Raw genomic sequence first — 17,262 nt, forward strand, 5'->3', positions numbered from 1 at the left:
TCGCGCCTCGCTAAAGGATGGCATGTGAAAGGTGATCGGTCGAATGAGTCGTATCCACAATGTCGGGAGGCGGCGGCCCAGCGTCACTTGCCGACGCGGCATCGGCCGTACCTCCGGTCTCCTGCGGAGGAACTGCGATGTCGCTGCTCAGCGTAACGCCGTAATCGGTGTACTCGGTTCCGGTGTACAGAGCATCTTCAGATGACGGTGGCGCGTCTTTCAAGGCGATCACGTCGCCTCCCGACGCGGCGGAGTCATGGCCCGGCGCCGCACTCGCAAGAGTGTCGCTGGCCGTGTTCTCCGTGTCGGCCGGCTGCGCCACGTCGCTGGTCGAATGGTCCGCAGCGGCAGCTGTTGTGGTGATCGGCGGCTCGGGGGAGGCGTAGTCCGGCGCCGCACTCGCAAGAGTGTCGCTGGCCGTGTTCTCCGTGTCGGCCGGCTGCGCCACGTCGCTGGTCGAATGGTCCGCAGCGGCAGCTGTTGTGGTGATCGCCGGCTCGGGGGATGCGTAGTCCGGCACCGCACTCGCAAGAGTGTCGCTGGCCGTGTTCTCCATGTCGGCCGGCTGCGCCACGTCGCTGGTCGAATGGTCCGCAGCGGCAGCTGTTGTGGTGATCGGCGGCTCGGGGGTGGCGTAGTCCGGCGCCGCACTCGCAAGAGTGTCGCTGGCCGTGTTCTCCATGTCGGCCGGCTGCGCGACCTCGCTGGTCGAATGGTCCGCAGCGGCAGCTGTTGTGGTGATCGCCGGCTCGGGGGATGCGTAGTCCGGCACCGCACTCGCAAGAGTGTCGCTGGCCGTGTTCTCCATGTCGGCCGGCTGCGCCACGTCGCTGGTCGAATGGTCCGCAGCGGCAGCTGTTGTGGTGATCGGCGGCTCGGGGGTGGCGTAGTCCGGCGCCGCACTCGCAAGAGTGTCGCTGGCCGTGTTCTCCATGTCGGCCGGCTGCGCGACCTCGCTGGTCGAATGGTCCGCAGCGGCAGCTGTTGTGGTGATCGGCGGCTCGGGGGAGACGTAGTCCGGCGCCGCACTCGCAAGAGTGTCGCTGGCCGTGTTCTCCGTGTCGGCCGGCTGCGCCACGTCGGTGGTCGAATGGTCCGCAGCGGCAGCTGTTGTGGTGATCGCCGGCTCGGGGGAGGCGTAGTCCGGCGCCGCACTCGCAAGAGTGTCGCTGGCCGTGTTCTCCGTATCGGCTGGCTGCGCCACATCGCTGGGCGCAAGCACCGGCTGCGTTGCAGCCTCGACCGGCGCAAGTGTGGCGCTCACGCCGTCGGTCGGGCTGGCGATGTCCTTTGTCAACGTGTCCACGGTATCGCCGACAGTGGCGAGCACCGGCTCCGTTGCAGCCTCGACCGGCGCAAGTGTGGCGCTCACGCCGTCGGTGTTGGCCTCCTTTGTCAGTGTGTCCAGGGTGTCGTCGATGGTGGCGAGGACCGGTTGCGTTGCCGGCTCGACCGGCGCGGTGACCTCTTTTGTCAGCGTATCGACGGTGTCGACTGCGGTGGCGAGCAGCGGCTGCGTGGCCGGCTCGACCGGCGCCAGCGTCCCCGTGACGTCCGTCGTCAGCGTATCGACGGTGTCGCCTGCGGTGGCGAGCAGCGGCTGTGTGGCCGGCTCGACCGGCGCCAGCGTCCCCGTGACGTCCGTTGTCAGCGTATCGACGGTGTCGACTGCGGTGGCGAGCAGCGGCTGTGTGGCCGCCTCGACCGGGGCGAGCGGGGTGGTGACGTCCGTTGTCAGCGTATCGACGGTGTCGCCGACAGTGGCGAGCAGCGGCTGCGTGGCCGGCTCGACCGGCGCCAGCGTCCCCGTGACGTCCGTTGTCAGGGTGTCGACGGTGTCGACTGCGGTGGCGAGCAGCGGCTGCGTGGCCGCCTCGACCGGCGCCAGCGTCCCCGTGACGTCCGTCGTCAGCGTATCGACGGTGTCGACTGCGGCGGCGAGCAGCGGCTGCGTGGCCGCCTCGACCGGCGCCAGCGTCCCCGTGACGTCCGTTGTCAGGGTGTCGACGGTGTCGACTGCGGTGGCGAGCAGCGGCTGCGTGGCCGCCTCGACCGGCGCCAGCGTCCCCGTGACGTCCGTCGTCAGCGTGTCGACGGTGTCGACTGCGGTGGCGAGCAGCGGCTGCGTGGCCGCCTCGACCGGCGCCAGCGTCCCCGTGACGTCCGTCGTCAGCGTATCGACGGTGTCGACTGCGGCGGCGAGCAGCGGCTGCGTGGCCGCCTCGACCGGCGCCAGCGTCCCCGTGACGTCCGTTGTCAGGGTGTCGACGGTGTCGACTGCGGTGGCGAGCAGCGGCTGCGTGGCCGCCTCGACCGGCGCCAGCGTCCCCGTGACGTCCGTCGTCAGCGTATCGACGGTGTCGACTGCGGTGGCGAGCAGCGGCTGCGTGGCCGCCTCGACCGGCGCCACCGTCCCCGTGACGTCCGTTGTCAGCGTATCGACGGTGTCGACTGCGGCGGCGAGCAGCGGCTGTGTGGCCGCCTCGACCGGCGCCAGCGTCCCCGTGACGTCCGTCGTCAGCGTGTCGACGGTGTCGACTGCGGTGGCGAGCAGCGGCTGCGTGGCCGCCTCGACCGGCGCCAGCGTCCCCGTGACGTCCGTCGTCAGCGTATCGACGGTGTCGACTGCGGCGGCGAGCAGCGGCTGCGTGGCCGCCTCGACCGGCGCCAGCGTCCCCGTGACGTCCGTCGTCAGCGTATCGACGGTGTCGCCTGCGGTGGCGAGCAGCGGCTGTGTGGCCGCCTCGACCGGGGCGAGCGGGATGGTGACGTCCGTTGTCAGCGTATCGACGGTGTCGCCCGCTGTGGCGAGCACCGGCTGTGTTATCGCCTGGACCGGCGCTAGCGTGTTGATGATGTCCTGGTTCACACCGCTTTCGGTATCGGCCCATGTCGGATTGGCCGGCTGCACCGTCGGCTCGACCGGCGCGACCGCCGCGGCGAAGTCGTGGCTCAGATCGCCGAAAACGGGCGCGGAGCCGGCCACCGAGGGGCTGAACGAACTTCCAAGCACACCAGACTGAACGGAATCAAGCGCCGACTCTCCCGGCAGTTGACTGCTTCCATGGTGACCATCGCTATCATTCCCCGCTTTATCTCGCTCACCGTTCGCGGCGGCGACAGCTTCGCTGTGGGCATTGCCCAATTCGGGCAGGTATTCATGGGATTGCGTCGCAAGCGCGATCGCATGGACCTGAGACGCATGCGCTGACGAGGCAGTTTGCCCGTTGGCGATCTCTGTCTCTCCGCTCGTTTTCGAGAAATCAATCACCGAGGGATCATTGTTCGCCACATGCAGCGCGGCACCTTTCTGAGCGGCGGTAACGTCCCCCTCGGCTGCCGGCCAGGAGTTTCCTATCGCGACCAGAAACTCTTTGCCAGTTATAAGCGGAGCGAGGAAGAACGACCAGGTCAAAAAGCTAAAAGAACCTGTGCGCTTGTCCGCGCGCTGCGCTCCCGCTTCGAAAATCTTGCGATTTTCTTCGATCAATTCGCGCTTTTCTATTTTGATCATGATGACCCGCCTTCTCATTTGCACTTTTCGCTGCGCATTACGCGTCATGCGATGTGTCTACCGGCACACCTACGTCGAAATGTCCTGCGTCCAGGTGATCCGGGGGCAAGTGATCCGCCGGGCCCATCTGACTGATGGCGTAATCGAGGGCATCGTCGGACGACATCGAAGCGAGCGCGGCATAGGCGTCCGAATGATCCGGGCCTTGCGACTCGAGATCGGTATGAGAGCCAGGATCAAGATGGGAGAAGTCGAATTTGGACAGCGCCTCACCCGGGTTCTTGCCGACGTCGTCGGGAGGTATGGAGTTGCCGTTATCCTTCGGTTCGAGATTACCCGGCAGGCTACTCGATGTGCGCATGGTTCTGCTCCTCGCTCGGCGATCGCGACGGTCGCTGATGGACCACGCATCACCACTATTCTCGCGACACGCCTATGGATGCAGCGGCGAAAAACTAACCTCTCGCCTGGTCAAGCTGCCTGCGCATGCCCATGAGTTCTCTCCGGATCCAAGCCTTGACGGTTCCCACTGGAACCCGGAGATATTCGGCAATCTCCTCGTGTGTGCGTCCATCGATAATCGCCAAAAGCACGCTCGCGCGGCGGTTTGGCTCCAGCTGATCGAGCATGGCCCGTAATGCCATGCTGTCCGGAATGCAGGACGCGGGATTTGGGATGGTTTGTTCTCGCTCGCAGATGGCGTTCAGGGTGTCTTCCTCAAGCGCGAGTTCGCGCCTGGCGTTCGCCTGCACCTTGAGCGCCGTGTTGCGGACAATCGCGTAGATCCAGCCCCTCGCAGATCCGCGTGTCGGATCGAAGTCTTTGGCAAATCGCAGGATTTGCGCGAATGCGTCGTGTATGACGTCCTCGGCACGCGACCTGTCGTGGACGATCCGATGCGCCACCGCACGCAGCTGGTCCTTCTCCCGGGCATAGATCTCGCCTACGGCCGACTGCGAACCGGAGGCGCACTCGAGGAGCGCCCTTTCATAACTGAAAACCGTCTCGCAGTTGAGGTGCGTGTCTCGCTGCGCCGTGCTGGAGCGAGACTCTGCCGTTGCGAAATCGGTACCATGATGAGGCATGGTCAAAGTTACCCGTCCTAAAAACCAGACGAGACCTACGCGACCTACTAGCTATTTCCGTATCGACAATGCTGACCACTTGCATTTTTAGGAATGCGAAGTGAGCTTTTAGCAAATTAAACCGCTCTCTGTGGCAAATCCAATTACACGTTTTGGCAAATCCAAATCACGTGGCGAGAACTTGTTCCCGAATTTTTTTTCATTTTTCACATCACGAATGATGTCATCACAGTCAGGCACCAGCCCAGCGTACGCCTCCTGCTCGCCTGAAGCGTTGCTCTCGCCTGAAGCGCGAGCCAAGCATTGACGAAAGCCTTTGCCATGCCGCGACAAGTGCAACAATCGAATTAGCCAAAATGAGACTGGCGCGCTTCTCGCGCTGCCACTTGCCTTGCAACGCGCTACGTCCGACGAGCTCGCGTCTCTGCCGCCGAACAGATCGTCCATCGCGCCCGACGACGGCCTGCAGCTTCGAAGGCGATTGCGTGCAGCCTATATCTCCTTCGGCAGAAGGCCCGCGCGCCAAGCTGCGCGACTTCTGCTCTTCCGAACTTGCCGGAGGAAGGCGTTAATCCAGAGTGTTTCAGTCGATGAGAGTGTTGGAGGTGCTCACCGAGCTGGCGTGCCAATGAAAGACGAGAATGAAAAGCGAGCGCCATTGTGGTGTCGCGCCGAAAATTTTTTTCCGACATTGCATCCAGATTGGCGCCCGAAAACTAGTGGTGACGTGGCAGCAGTTATACCAACGGCGCGCCACTCACATCGAAAGGAGACCAACATGCAAGAGATGACCAAATTTGCTCACCCTGTCGAACTGTCCAATGAAGAGCTCGATCTCGTTGCCGCCGCCGGCGGCAATTACGGCTGTGAATGCCACGATGGCGGATCGCTGATCAGCACTCGGGACATCAATGTTCTCAGCGGAAACCAAGTTCAGGTTGGTTTGCTGTCCAAGCAATCCCAAATCTTCGTCGGGTAACGGCAAGATGCGTTGGCGAGCCGCTTCTCCATAAGGGGAGGCGGTTCTCCACCGCCTTGTACGGTCTCCAGCCGGAGTCTTGCTGGGGCGGAAAGACTCCGCACAGCGCCTAAATCGACGAATAAGAGCACAACAAGGTGCGTGCATGATGTCTCGGCCGCCTCTATTTCGTCAGGAAGCAATCGAATTTTTGCGTCAGCGCCACAGCTGGGGCGAGGTCATATCGCTTCAGCCGTTATCGAGTACGATGCTCAGTTGGGCTCTTGCCGGGGTTGTTGTACTCATCTTTTGTTTTCTCTCCACCGCGCAATACGCGCGCAAGGAGACCGTGATCGGCTATCTAACGCCAACTCTCGGCACGGCGAAAATTTTCGCCCCACAACAGGGTTTTATCAAGGAGATAAAGGTGAAGGATGGTCAGGAGGTTGAGGAAGGCGACCCGCTCCTCACCGTGGTCACTTCGCAAATCACTGCAAGCGGCGATGACGTCAACGCTACCGTGCTCGCAGTGCTGGAGCAGCAACGCAATGTAATCGAGCGCCAAATCGCTGCCGAAGAGCGTCGGACCACCTCAGAGCAGGATCGCCTGGATTCCGCTATCAAAGGTATCGAAGGAGAGATTGCTCAGCTCGAGGATCAGCGAAACATCCAGGACGAGCGGCTTAAGCTTTCTGAGAGTTTCGTGTCGTCGGGCGCTGCGCTAATTAAGAGCGGAGCATTGGCGCCGATAGAGCTGAAGCGCCGGGAGCAGGCTGCACTTGAGCAAAAGCAGAGCGTAGTGTCGCTCAATCAGCAGATCACCGCGCGACGCACCCAATTGACAGATGCTCGGCATACACTTGAGCAGCTCCCAACCGTCGCCGCAGAGAGGATACGGGTATTGCGCAATGATCTTTCCTCACTTGAACAACGCGTTGCCGAGGTAAGCGGGCGGCAGGCCTATGTCATCAAGGCACCGACGAGCGGGCGCGTATCAACGCTGCAGGCGAATGTCGGCCAGGTCGCCGATCCAAGGCATATGCAGCTCGAAATCATTCCGCTTGATGCGCATTTGCGAGCGGAGTTGTTCTTTCCGACGCGGGCGTTTGGTTTTGTGCGCCCTGGCCAGCAGGTAAGGATCCTTTACGATGCATTTCCCTATCAGAAATTTGGCGCCTACCGCGGGAGCGTGACAAACGTCTCGCGCACGATTCTAACCGGTAACGAAACCACCGGGCCAATCACCCTCAAAGAACCGGCCTACCGTGTGACTGCCGCTCTGGAGAGGTCCGACATCGATGCGTATGGGCGCAAGATGCCGCTTCAGCCGGACATGCTGCTTAAGGCCGACGTCATTCTTGAGCAGCGCTCGTTGATGAGGTGGCTGCTTGATCCGGTGTTAAGCGCAAGGATGTAGCCGAATGCAGGGACTATTGAACTTCAGCGGACGCAGGTTCCTCCCGGTTATCAGGCAGACGGAGGCGACAGAATGCGGGTTGGCATGTCTAGCCATGGTAGCGTCCTATCATGGACATCGAATTGACCTGAATAGCCTGCGGCGCCGCCACCCGGTATCCCTGAAAGGCGTCACCCTCCGCGACCTCAAGGAATTGGCAACTCACCTGGGACTGGTGTGCCGGGCGCTGCGCATCGAGGTGGGCCATCTTGGCCAATTGCGTCTGCCAGCAATCCTGCACTGGGACATGGCTCACTATGTTGTGCTGAAAGCGTACAAGAAAAAAGGGATCGTGGTCCACGATCCGGCAGCCGGGGAGAAATGGTTCCCCATCTCTGAAGCATCGAAACATTTAACCGGCGTCGTGCTCGAACTCTCGCCTACCGAAGAATTTTGCCGCACAGACGAACGAGTGCGATTGCCGTTCTCGGTATTCTGGCGCGGAATGAGCGGAAACACTCATTCCTTGATCCAAGTACTAGTTCTATCGGTGGTCATCGAGAGTCTGATGATCGCCGCCCCCTTCTACATGCAGCTAACGGTTGACGAGGTCATCGCCAGAGGCGACGCCGATTTCATGGTCGTCCTCGGATTTGGGTTCGCGCTGCTCCTCCTGATCAGAGTCGCGTCGACTGCGACGCGCTCGTTCATTGTCCTCATTCTGCAGAATACGTTGAGCTTTCAGATTGGCGCCCGGTTGTTTCATCATCTCGTGCGTTTGCCTCTCTCCTTCTTCGAAAAGCGGCACATCGGTGACATTCTGTCGCGCTTTAACTCGATTGAGCCCATCCGCAACATGCTCGCGGAGGGATTGATCACTGGCCTGATCGACGGTCTCATGTCGGTGTTAATGCTGGCCTTGATGTTCGCCTACAGCGTCCAGCTCGGAGCTGTCGTCCTATTCGCGTTCGCGCTGTATGCCACTTTGCGGCTTGCTCTTTTTGGGATGTTCCGACGACTGAACGAAGCGACAATTCACGCCAAGGCAGACGAGAATGCCAATTTTATCGAATCCGTGCGGGCGGTGCAGAGCCTCAAGCTGCTCAATCGGGAGAACGAGCGTGAGAGCCAATGGCTGAACCGTTATGCCTCCTACGTAAATGCCAACGTGCGGCTAGGCCGAGCGAAGATCAGCTTCAAAGCGATGAACGATGCCATATTCGGCTTCGAGAACGTAGTTACGATCTACCTTGCTGCTCGTCTCGCACTAGACAACTTCATGACTGTTGGCATGGTCTTCGCGTTTGTCAGCTACAAGCTGCAGTTCGCCGAGCGGACAGCGCTTCTAATCGAGAAGCTCGTGGACCTGCGTATTCTCGGCCTGCACCTGGAGCGCCTCGCCGACATTGCGCTCACCCCAATTGAGCGGGGGAACGACCAGGACCTGTCGTATATGCGAACGATCCGCGGCGCGATTGAGCTGCGCAACGTGTGCTTCCGTTATGCAGAAGGAGAGCCTCTGATCCTCAATGACGTCAATTTGAGCGTTGCTCCGGGACAGTTCGTGACGATCATGGGACATTCCGGATGCGGCAAAACCACCCTTGTCAAGATAATGCTTGGGTTGCTCGAGCCAACGAGCGGAGAGGTCCTGATCGACGGCCTTCCGCTAAGCCAGATCGGACCACGCGCCTATCGCGAACAAATCGGCGCGGTCATGCAGGAGGATCAATTGTTGTCGGGATCGATAGCCGACAACATCTGCTTTTTTGAAGCAACGTTCGATTTGCAAGGGATGATCAAGTGTGCACAGATTGCCGGCATCCACGATGATGTGATGGCAATGCCGATGAGCTACAACAGCCTCATCGGTGACATGGGTAGCTCGTTATCGAGCGGACAGAAACAGCGCATACTGCTCGCGCGGGCTCTCTATCGCCGACCAAAGATCCTGTTTCTGGACGAGGGCACTGCCCATCTCGACACCGAGAAGGAAAGAGAAATCAGTGCGAACCTCCGTCATCTAAACATGACGCGCGTAAGCGTAGCACACCGCCCGGAAATCACTAACGGAGCGGATATGATCCTCCATCTTGCAGCGGCGGCCGGGCCGCTCAAGATCGGAGCTACAAGCCTCGAAGCGACGCCGCCGCATGATGCCAGTCTCACGGGGTTCGGTACCAAAGGTGTCGGCGAGGCTGTGCGGGGCGACTACAGCTGCTCTGACGACGGCAGCAATGGAGACTGGAAGGACGATTGCTCGGAGGATACGCACGGCTCGGAGGACGCCAAGGATGGCGGCGGCGAGCCGCACAAGGATGGCTGCCAGCCACAGAAGGACGGCTGCGGCTGCGCACCACCTCATGACTGCGACAGCCGTCGTAACCCAGGAGAAGCGCTGGCCAAGATCGACTTCTCAAGATGGTAAATCGATGCGTCAAACGTAACGGCGAACAGTTTAACGAGCCAAGACTACTTCCGCGTTTCATCGAGACTCTCGCCAAAGACCCACCTCGAGCCGAACCTTAGTCTGCGAGTGTCCCCGTTGATCGCTCCCATTCCTCCACTAAGATGTAAATCTGTAGGCGGACCGAGGTGGGTCCTCCTAGGATGTTCGATGTCGGAAAAGCCCGCCTGATGTGTGGCCCACACACGCTCTGCAGCGTCTGCCGCAACAGTTCGTAAATTGACATTGTCTTTGTCCTTCGCCGTGCACGCGAACCCTAGCAGCTGTTGAAAGGTGCTCGCCACGGACCGACGGCCGTGATTCATTGGCTCCGACGAGATTCGGAGGGGCCACCGCGATATCTGCTGCGAGCGATCCGCACGACTGTGAAGGAGGCGCTGTCGGCGCTGGAGCGCGAGTTTGCCGCGCTCTATTCGCCGATCGGGCGGCCATCGACAGCTGCTGCGGGCGGTGCCATCCTAAGAGCGCGTAGGCGCCGAAGCGCGTCGGCTGCACTAAGCACCGTTGGCGGCCACGCTCGCAAGCCGCCCCGAGGCTACGCCGCGCCGCCACCCCATGCGCTAGACTAAGCATCGCTAACTTCGCTCATGCCATGCGAGGGGGCGCTGCCGCAGCGGGAAGTGGACGCGGTCGGAGGCCGAGATCGTTTATCGCGAGATCGTTTATCGTAAGGCACATACGCCAGTCATACCTTACCCGATTGTCCCAGCGGTCCCTCTGCAGAGCTTACTCACTCCTAGAGCACGCTATCAGCCGGGCATGCGACGGAGCTGTTGTCTTGGGACAGGCGCGGTCCAGCCCAAGAGAAGTCAAACAAAGAAAGGGAAGTGCCCGCGAACTTCGATCTTCCATCTGCGCAATGGGCGGGCAAAGCGAGGACCGTTGCGGCTCAACCAAGGAGCCGACTTCGCCCGAACATGAAACCAGTCGGTGCGAACCTTCTGGCCACCTCGAGGGCGGGGTTCTCGCTGCATTCCAGCGCGATCTTTTGGGAAAGCATAACATCTCCGACCGGCAGATTGCCACGCGGCATGAAACACAGGCCGCGCATCGGACGGCCCTTTTCGTCGACCTCGCAGACGTTCGTCGACGCGCCCGCGTAGATCCTATATTTCCTGCCAGTATCGCCGCCGGTGACCTCGAAGTAACCCGTTTCCGTGAACTGTGCACGCTGGGCCGGCGATAGCCACGCCCGCAAGAGCTGCAGCGAGCGGCCCTCCGGAGTTCGTTCGGCGCCGTGTCTGATGAAGAGAGCCCGAATGGCTCTCGCGCGCCGGCCTTTACGCGGGCGAGATGATCTGAAGCCCAACATAGCGGCCGATCACCCGCCGACCAGCCTGGGGAAGAAAACGGTTTCTTCCGCGTTCGGCTCGAACGATCGCATTTGCGATGCTTGACCCGCACCCGTCCGGACCGCCGCGGTGAAGCCGGCGTCGGTCAGTTTGTGGAACCGCCGTTCGGCCTTTGCGAGCTCTCGCGCGTCGTCTGGATTGAAAAAGTGACGGCTATCGCCGGTACTGTCCATCACGATCTGGATCGCCATGATCGTATTCCTCGGAATGATGATGGGCAAGACTTGATCCCAGTATCCCGCCGAAGTCGTGGAGTTTCAAGACAAGAGATTGCCGTAGCCCAGACGTTCTCTTGGCGCGGCTGGCAAGGATGCCGGCGCGGCCACACCGAACCGTACACCGTCGAGCCCTCAAACAACGTCTGAGCCGGCTTTCCAGCCCGCTAGCTAGTCGGGCCTTTAGCGGCCGCTTACGAATTACGATGCAAGCGCCAAGGCTGAGATCAGCCGCTCGATTTAGCCGTTGGTGGCCGTCCAGTATCTTGGGGCGGCCGTCTCCTTTTCGTGCTCGCGGTCTGCGAAGCCGCAATCAATATTTTGAAATCGCGCGCCGGATACGCCTTGCGACAAGCCTCCCGAACGCCTCTGAAACAGTGAACCGACGGCTGAGCGGTATCAAATCGATGGGCGTGCGGCGAATGGTTGAGCGCTCCGAGCCGGGCATGTTCCCGCCAGCTGGGAACCAGCCGAACAGAGGAGATTTATTCGTTAGACGCATTTCGAAGGGTCTACCAATGGCTATCGATGCCTTTAGAGGAACAACTCCGCTGTTTCTTCCTGAACGTTTTTTCGGAGGGCGGCTAGAAGGTTGGGCAGTGCTAGAAAGTCTGGTTGGCGGACTACTGAAGCGCGCAACAATTGCTGGTCACGGAGAACTAGATGCCGACACTGATACAGTGCTGTTCATCGAGACATATACATTTGACGATGGTCATAGCGATACTCTGCATTGGACGATCCGAAAGGGTGAGGAAGGCAAGTACACCGGCTTGGAAAACAGACTGGAAGGTGAGGCCATTGGGGAGCAAGGCGGTTGCGCATTCCACTGGAAATACACGCGCGACACCCCGCAAGGGGGCGGTAGATCGTTCAAGCTGATTTCGACAATTGGTTTTATGGAATCGATGAACGAGCTTGCATCGTCCGCGGCCGTGCTGGTATCCCGTTTGCGACGGCGCACGTTACTTACCGTAAGTTTTAACCTCGCTGGTGTCTGCCACTGCCACTGGTGTCTGCCACTGCCACAGGCGAGAGCAGGTGGGGCACAGGGAAATCGAACTGCGGGCGCAGGTTGTCGGCAACTGCTGGCAGACGTCTCCGGGCATTGAATAGGAAGGGCACGGCCGCAAAGGCGGCGGGCGGGTCCGTGCAGGTGGGCTCGGAGGCGTCCTCGTTCTGCAAGCGGATGCACTCATCGGGCGCCGAATGCGTTGCAACATCCCTCTGCGGCAGTCCCTCGGCTCACGAGCGATCCTGCGCGGAAGATTGGATGAGGTACGTGTTGGAAAGGCGGTAGCGGCGGTCTTCGGGCGCGCGGGCTTTGGCAGTATCCTCCTTACGACGTCAGCCGCTGGGGACGCTTTCAGGACATGGACGAGAGCGCGTACTACGAGCTCCTCGGCCTCACAGTGCCGCCTTCGTTGCTCGTCCGCGCCGACGAGGTGATCGAATAGAGATGCTCTTTGCTGCGGCGATGCATGAGCTGCTGCTGGCCCATAGTCGACCTCACCGGCGTCGCTCGCTAAGCCTTAAGCCGCAAGCCCGTTTCACTTACGTTAGGCGATCGTGTGAGGGCATGAAAGTTTGGCTACTATTTCGGCCTGAGAGACGGCAAGGAGGTTTTCACCGACGAGGAAGGGCCCGAGCTGACCTGCCGCGGACTCGACACAAAAGAAAAAGGCCGCCTGAGACGGCGAGTTTCAGACTTTCCTTCTTCTACCTATTTCTTGACGGCGTCAGCGGCGTCTCGCGCTGCGTCCTTCACATCTCCCGCAGCGTTGTGGGCGGATCCCTTGGCCTTATCTATCTTACCTTCAGCCTGCAGGTCCTTGTCTCCGCTAAGCTTGCCAGCACCCTCTTTGATAGCGCCTTTTGCTTTGTCCGCAACGCCCTTCACATGTTCCCGGTCCATGATAGTGTTCCTTTGCGTTCTTAGGATCCCGGCACAACGGAAGCGTAGCAGAGAGGTTCCTAGAGAACGTAGGCCGTGAAGCTACGATAGCCGCTGCTGACACGTGGCCGACCTCCACTCTGGGCGTCCCCTGTCCGGTGAGCAAGAAGCGTCACGAACTGTCGATGGCACCCTTTGACCCGAAGCGCATTTATTCGTTGGAGAGATTTTTGCCAGTCACAATCCTGATGGCCACGATGCCTGCTGAAGACCGACCCGCAGATTGGAATTGATCCGAACACGATCCGGCTTCAGCCGCGTTTTTCCTTCGATTCGTCAGCGGGGACGATTGATAGCGAGCGCTCGTCCAATTCTTGAAGTCTTTCGATTTGGCCTCTAAGGCTCTCCGGTTGTTCCTGCGTAGGCTTCAGCGACGCGCGTAGTTGCTGGCCAATCACTTTCATGATTGATCGGCTGTGTTTGCGGTCTATGTCGTTGCGAGAGGGCATGGCGAAGTCTCCTTCGACGAAAGGGCGCGGAGATTTAGGAACCAGCGCCTGCCCAACCTTTCTGCCTCCGGGCATTCTGTGAAACTGGAGACCGCCGCTTTTAGCTATCTGCGCGAGCGCTATGTAGTTGAGAACAGCGGATCCTATTGGACCTTTGGCTATCCGCGACATGCGCCGTCTAGTTGACGGCGAGCGACGGTCTCAACGCGCCAAGTCGCGCCAAGACACTTCGTTCGAAATCTCTTAGCGCGAATATGCGTCCGGTATGCTGCCAGGACAGCGGCGGCGCCAGCCGGCTGACGACCCGTTCCGGCCGATTTAACCTGAGCAGATGTCTGGGCTCACGCACTGGACTAAAGTTCTGGCGTCGGGATTTGGCCCGTTGCTGCCTAGCTTGTCGCGCGGCGATCAGGATGGAAGGCAGCGTCAATCAAGGTGAGAGAGTTTCGCTGGGCTCGTGACGTAGGGAGGGCGTAGCCCGACCGGAGTTACGAGCCCAGCGTCGGCGCGATCCCGAGGAGGACCGCGCCGACTGGTGATCGCGGCCGGCGGGGTTATGCAAGTGGTTCTTCCGCCAAGAGGAATCACTCGCGTGCCCGGCCGACACATCACAGATCACCAGATGAGGCTCTACATGAAGTACCGTCAGACCGATAGCCCGCCAGTGGCGGCGGCCAAGGCATCATTCAGTGCGTCGACCGCCTATCGGATCGAGAGAGACCCCCGATTTCCATCGCAAAGGAAGGCGCCCCGCGGCCGGCGACGGCCGGACCCGCTGAGCGACGTGTTCGAGACCGAGATCGTCCCGATCTTGAAGGCGGCACCTGGCTTACGGCCGGTGGCGGTGTTCGAGGAGATGCTACGGCGTCATCCGGATCTCGGCAGCGGTATCCGTCGTACCCTGGAACGTCGGATCCGTGCATGGCGGGCGATCCACGGCGAGGAGCAGGAGGTGATCTTCCGCCAAACCCACGAGCCTGGCCAACTCGGCCTCTCCGACTTCACAGACATGGACGAGTTGGGTGTTACGATTGCGGGTGCACCGCTCGATCATCGTCTCTATCACTTCCGTTTGGCCTATTGCGGGTTCGAGCACGCCCATGTCGTGCTTGGCGGCGAGAGCTTTGTTGCTTTGGCCGAAGGCCTGCAGAATGTCCTCTGGTCGCTCGGTGGGGCGCCGCGGGAGCATCGGACCGACAGTCTGTCGGCCGCATTCTGCAATCTCGATCGTGATGCACGGGACGATCTGACGCAGCGATACGAGGCCCTTTGTGCCCATTACGGCATGCGGCCTTCCCGCAACAATCGAGGTGTTGCTCACGAGAATGGTTCGATCGAAGGGCCCCACGGTCATCTCAAGCGAGCAATCGCGGATGCCTTGCTGCTGCGCGGAACTGTCGACTTCGATGATCTTGCCACCTATCGCGGCTTCATCGACGAGATCGTCAGCCGCCGTAATGCCCGCAACGCCAAGCGGATCGATAGCGAGCGCGTGGTGTTGCAGGAGCTGCCCGATCGGCGCACCTCCGACTACGAAGAGGTGATCGTCCGCGTGACATCGTCCGGCGGCTTCACCCTGCGCAAGGTGTTCTACACGGTGCCATCGCGCCTGATCGGTCACCGGCTGCGGGTGCGCCTTTACGATGATCGTCTCGACGTGTTCGTCGGCGGCACCCATCTCGTCACCCTGCCGCGTGGGCGGCCGCATCCCAATGGCAAGTACGACCAGGTCGTCGATTATCGGCACGTGATCCATTCCCTGCGGCGCAAGCCGATGGCGCTTCTCAATCTGGTCTACCGAGATCGGCTGTTCCCGCGCGATGCCTATCGGAAGACCTTCGATCGCTTGCGCGAACGCTTGCCGGACAAAAAGCCTGCCGGATCATGGTCGATCTCCTCGCGCTCGCTCATGAACGCGGCTGCGAGACCGAACTCGCCGATCAGCTCACCGCCGACCTCGAGGCCGGCCGACTGCCCGACCTCAACCGGCTACGTGCTCACTTCGCCCCCGATCCCGCCAACCTGCCGAACGTCGTGGTGCAGCTCGTGCCGCTTGCGACCTACGAATGCCTCATCGGTACGCCGAGACCGGAGGTGCCGCATGAGCGTAACGAACACGGTGGATGCCGCGCGCCTCAATCTGTTGCTCAATGAGCTCCGGCTGCCTGCCATCAAGGTGCTGTGGGCGCAATTTGCCGAACAGTCCGACAAGGAAGGCTGGCCGGCCGGCCGCTTCCTCGCGACCATCGCCGAGCACGAGATCGCCGAACGCGGCCGCCGTCGGATCGAACGACACCTTGTCGAAGCACGTTTGCCCGCCGGAAAGACCTTCGACAGCTTCGACTTCGAAGCCGTGCCGATGATCTCGAAGGCGCAGGTGATGGCGCTCGCCGCCGGTGACAGCTGGCTGGGCAAGGGCGCCAATTTGCTGTTGTTCGGCCCGCCCGGCGGCGGAAAGAGCCACTTGGCGGCAGCGATTGGCCTGGCCCTCATCGAGAACGGATGGCGCGTCCTCTTCACCCGGACCACCGATCTCGTGCAGAAGCTCCAGCTAGCGCGACGCGAGCTTAACCTCGAGGCGGCCACTCGATCGCTTCGATCTCCTGATTCTTGATGATCTCGCTTACGTCACCAAGGATCAGGCCGAGACCAGCGTGCTGTTCGAGCTCATCAGTGCACGCTACGAGCGCCGCTCGATGCTGATCACCGCCAATCAGCCATTCGGCGAATGGAACAGGGTCTTCCCGGATCCCGCCATGACCCTCGCCGCTATCGATCGCCTCGTTCACCACGCCACCATCGTCGAGATGAACGTCGAGAGCTATCGCAGACGGACCGCCCTCGAACGAAAACGCGGTCCAGGACGGCCGCCATCGCACGCGACACCTAAAACCGTGGCTGATTGACGCTGCGCGACAATCAGAGTTCAACAAAACTCTTGCGCGCGACAATCATCGCGGCAATCATCATCAGGCCGCGACACTGCCTCGCCATCCTGATCGCCGCGCACTTCCTACCCAGATTGCCGCGCTACACTAGCTCGCATTCTCGCGATTGGATACGGCGTTACTGGCTTAAGACGGCGGCGGGCCCGCTAGGATCGCTGTACACCGCCAGCTACGCTCAACAGCACCTCGGACGGCGCATAGGTATGGTTTTTTGCACCGTATCTACAGCGATGGTGGCCTCAGCGGGGTTGGTTCGGCTCAGCGATGTAGCTGACCTAACATCGGGAACCAAATGGCATTACCTAAGTTAATTCTTCCGGATCACGCCTCGATAACGTGATGCCGACACAAGGACCTCAGCTCGGCGTCAGTGGGAGCTGAGTTTTTTTCTTCTGTGTACGTTTTTGCACAAAGCACTGGAACGCAATCCGGGTTCCTGACTCGTCTCCAGGGGACCTTCCATGGGATAATGAGACGTGCCGCGCTACACCTCCTTTGCCCGTGAAGCCGCGGCGACGCTGTTACGAATGGCCAAAACAACAAAGGACCCGCAGGTCGCGTCCGGATGGATCCAGCGTGCAGCAGATCTGAAGGACCGCACAGGCGAACTCCCCCCGGTTGATATTGAGGCAGTCGCCGAAGAACCAACGAAGCCTCTAACGAAGAACTAAGGCTGCCGGCCTCCTTCATTTCGAAACTCGTGCAAAAAATGGCCCCAGCTCCGGGGCAATGGGCGGCGAAGCTGGGGCCAATCGGGGTCGTCCTTGGGGAAGGGCATCGGGAAAACTTGGCAGTCGCCAAAGCGTTCCGCCGCTTCTGGCCGAACCCGACCCAGGAAGAGGGGCCGAGCGTGTCCGCGCGGGGCCTCGTCGTCGCTGGCGGTCATGAAGATGGCGGGGCACTTTGATCCTGATGCTGCAAGCC

At 60.8% G+C, this 17,262-nt stretch carries 12 protein-coding genes and 2 pseudogenes; 8 read left to right on the forward strand and 6 right to left on the reverse strand.

Annotation, left to right across the window (positions count from 1 at the left end; genetic code table 11):
- Nucleotides 1-10: 10 nt before the first annotated feature.
- Nucleotides 11-2,986, reverse strand: a complete 2,976-nt coding sequence (locus tag QA642_RS12495) for a hypothetical protein (RefSeq protein WP_283084939.1) — start codon at nucleotides 2,984-2,986, stop codon at nucleotides 11-13.
- A gap of 78 nt (nucleotides 2,987-3,064) precedes the next feature.
- On the opposite strand from QA642_RS12495, the gene QA642_RS12500 reads away from it, so the two are divergent.
- On the forward strand, nucleotides 3,065-3,211 hold the full coding sequence (locus QA642_RS12500) for a hypothetical protein (RefSeq protein WP_283084940.1): 147 nt from the start codon (nucleotides 3,065-3,067) through the stop codon (nucleotides 3,209-3,211).
- Nucleotides 3,212-3,551: 340 nt separating this feature from the next.
- Here the strand turns inward: QA642_RS12500 and QA642_RS12505 are convergent, their stop codons facing one another.
- Together QA642_RS12505 and QA642_RS12510 are read right to left on the reverse strand one after the other, a co-directional pair.
- Nucleotides 3,552-3,875, reverse strand: a complete 324-nt coding sequence (locus QA642_RS12505; RefSeq protein ID WP_283084941.1) for a hypothetical protein — start codon at nucleotides 3,873-3,875, stop codon at nucleotides 3,552-3,554.
- 94 nt (nucleotides 3,876-3,969) lie between these two features.
- A complete protein-coding gene (locus tag QA642_RS12510; protein WP_283086865.1) occupies nucleotides 3,970-4,599 on the reverse strand; it encodes a sigma-70 family RNA polymerase sigma factor in 630 nt (209 codons plus the stop codon).
- Between the two features lie 778 nt (nucleotides 4,600-5,377).
- Here QA642_RS12510 and QA642_RS12515 point away from each other — a divergent pair.
- The 3 genes from QA642_RS12515 (at nucleotide 5,378) to QA642_RS12525 (ending at nucleotide 9,381) form a co-directional block, all read left to right on the forward strand.
- Nucleotides 5,378-5,578, forward strand: coding sequence for a hypothetical protein (locus QA642_RS12515; protein ID WP_283084942.1), 201 nt, complete (start codon nucleotides 5,378-5,380; stop codon nucleotides 5,576-5,578).
- Between the two features lie 145 nt (nucleotides 5,579-5,723).
- Nucleotides 5,724-6,974, forward strand: a complete 1,251-nt coding sequence (locus QA642_RS12520; protein WP_283084943.1) for an HlyD family efflux transporter periplasmic adaptor subunit — start codon at nucleotides 5,724-5,726, stop codon at nucleotides 6,972-6,974.
- Between the two features lie 94 nt (nucleotides 6,975-7,068).
- Nucleotides 7,069-9,381 (forward strand): peptidase domain-containing ABC transporter, encoded by a 2,313-nt coding sequence (locus QA642_RS12525; protein WP_283084944.1) that lies wholly within the window; start codon nucleotides 7,069-7,071, stop codon nucleotides 9,379-9,381.
- A 1,360-nt stretch (nucleotides 9,382-10,741) separates the two neighbouring features.
- Here QA642_RS12525 and QA642_RS12535 read toward each other — a convergent pair.
- Nucleotides 10,742-10,963: a hypothetical protein gene (locus QA642_RS12535; protein ID WP_283084946.1), complete on the reverse strand. Its 222-nt coding sequence runs from the start codon at nucleotides 10,961-10,963 to the stop codon at nucleotides 10,742-10,744.
- Between the two features lie 542 nt (nucleotides 10,964-11,505).
- On the opposite strand from QA642_RS12535, the gene QA642_RS12540 reads away from it, so the two are divergent.
- Entirely contained in the window at nucleotides 11,506-12,099 is a 594-nt protein-coding gene (locus QA642_RS12540) for a DUF3833 family protein (protein WP_349253836.1), read from the forward strand.
- A gap of 611 nt (nucleotides 12,100-12,710) precedes the next feature.
- Here the strand turns inward: QA642_RS12540 and QA642_RS12545 are convergent.
- Together QA642_RS12545 and QA642_RS12550 are read right to left on the reverse strand one after the other, a co-directional pair.
- The gene (locus QA642_RS12545) at nucleotides 12,711-12,902 is read right to left on the reverse strand and encodes a CsbD family protein (RefSeq protein WP_283084947.1); all 192 of its coding nucleotides are present in this window, start codon (nucleotides 12,900-12,902) and stop codon (nucleotides 12,711-12,713) included.
- 290 nt (nucleotides 12,903-13,192) lie between these two features.
- Entirely contained in the window at nucleotides 13,193-13,390 is a 198-nt protein-coding gene (locus QA642_RS12550; RefSeq protein ID WP_283084948.1) for a hypothetical protein, read from the reverse strand.
- A 556-nt stretch (nucleotides 13,391-13,946) separates the two neighbouring features.
- On the opposite strand from QA642_RS12550, the pseudogene istA reads away from it, so the two are divergent.
- The 3 genes and pseudogenes from istA to QA642_RS12565 all read left to right on the forward strand — a co-directional run bounded on the left by istA (nucleotide 13,947) and on the right by QA642_RS12565 (nucleotide 17,009).
- Nucleotides 13,947-15,495: pseudogene (gene istA, locus QA642_RS12555) on the forward strand (IS21 family transposase).
- Nucleotides 15,492-16,296: pseudogene (gene istB / locus QA642_RS12560) on the forward strand (IS21-like element helper ATPase IstB). Before istA ends, istB begins: the two co-directional pseudogenes overlap by 4 nt.
- Nucleotides 16,297-16,814: 518 nt before the next feature.
- Complete coding sequence (locus tag QA642_RS12565; RefSeq protein ID WP_283084949.1) at nucleotides 16,815-17,009, forward strand: hypothetical protein; 195 nt, start codon at nucleotides 16,815-16,817, stop codon at nucleotides 17,007-17,009.
- Nucleotides 17,010-17,262: the final 253 nt, after the last annotated feature.

Source organism: Bradyrhizobium sp. CB2312 (assembly GCF_029714425.1).
Taxonomy (GTDB): Bacteria; Pseudomonadota; Alphaproteobacteria; order Rhizobiales; family Xanthobacteraceae; genus Bradyrhizobium.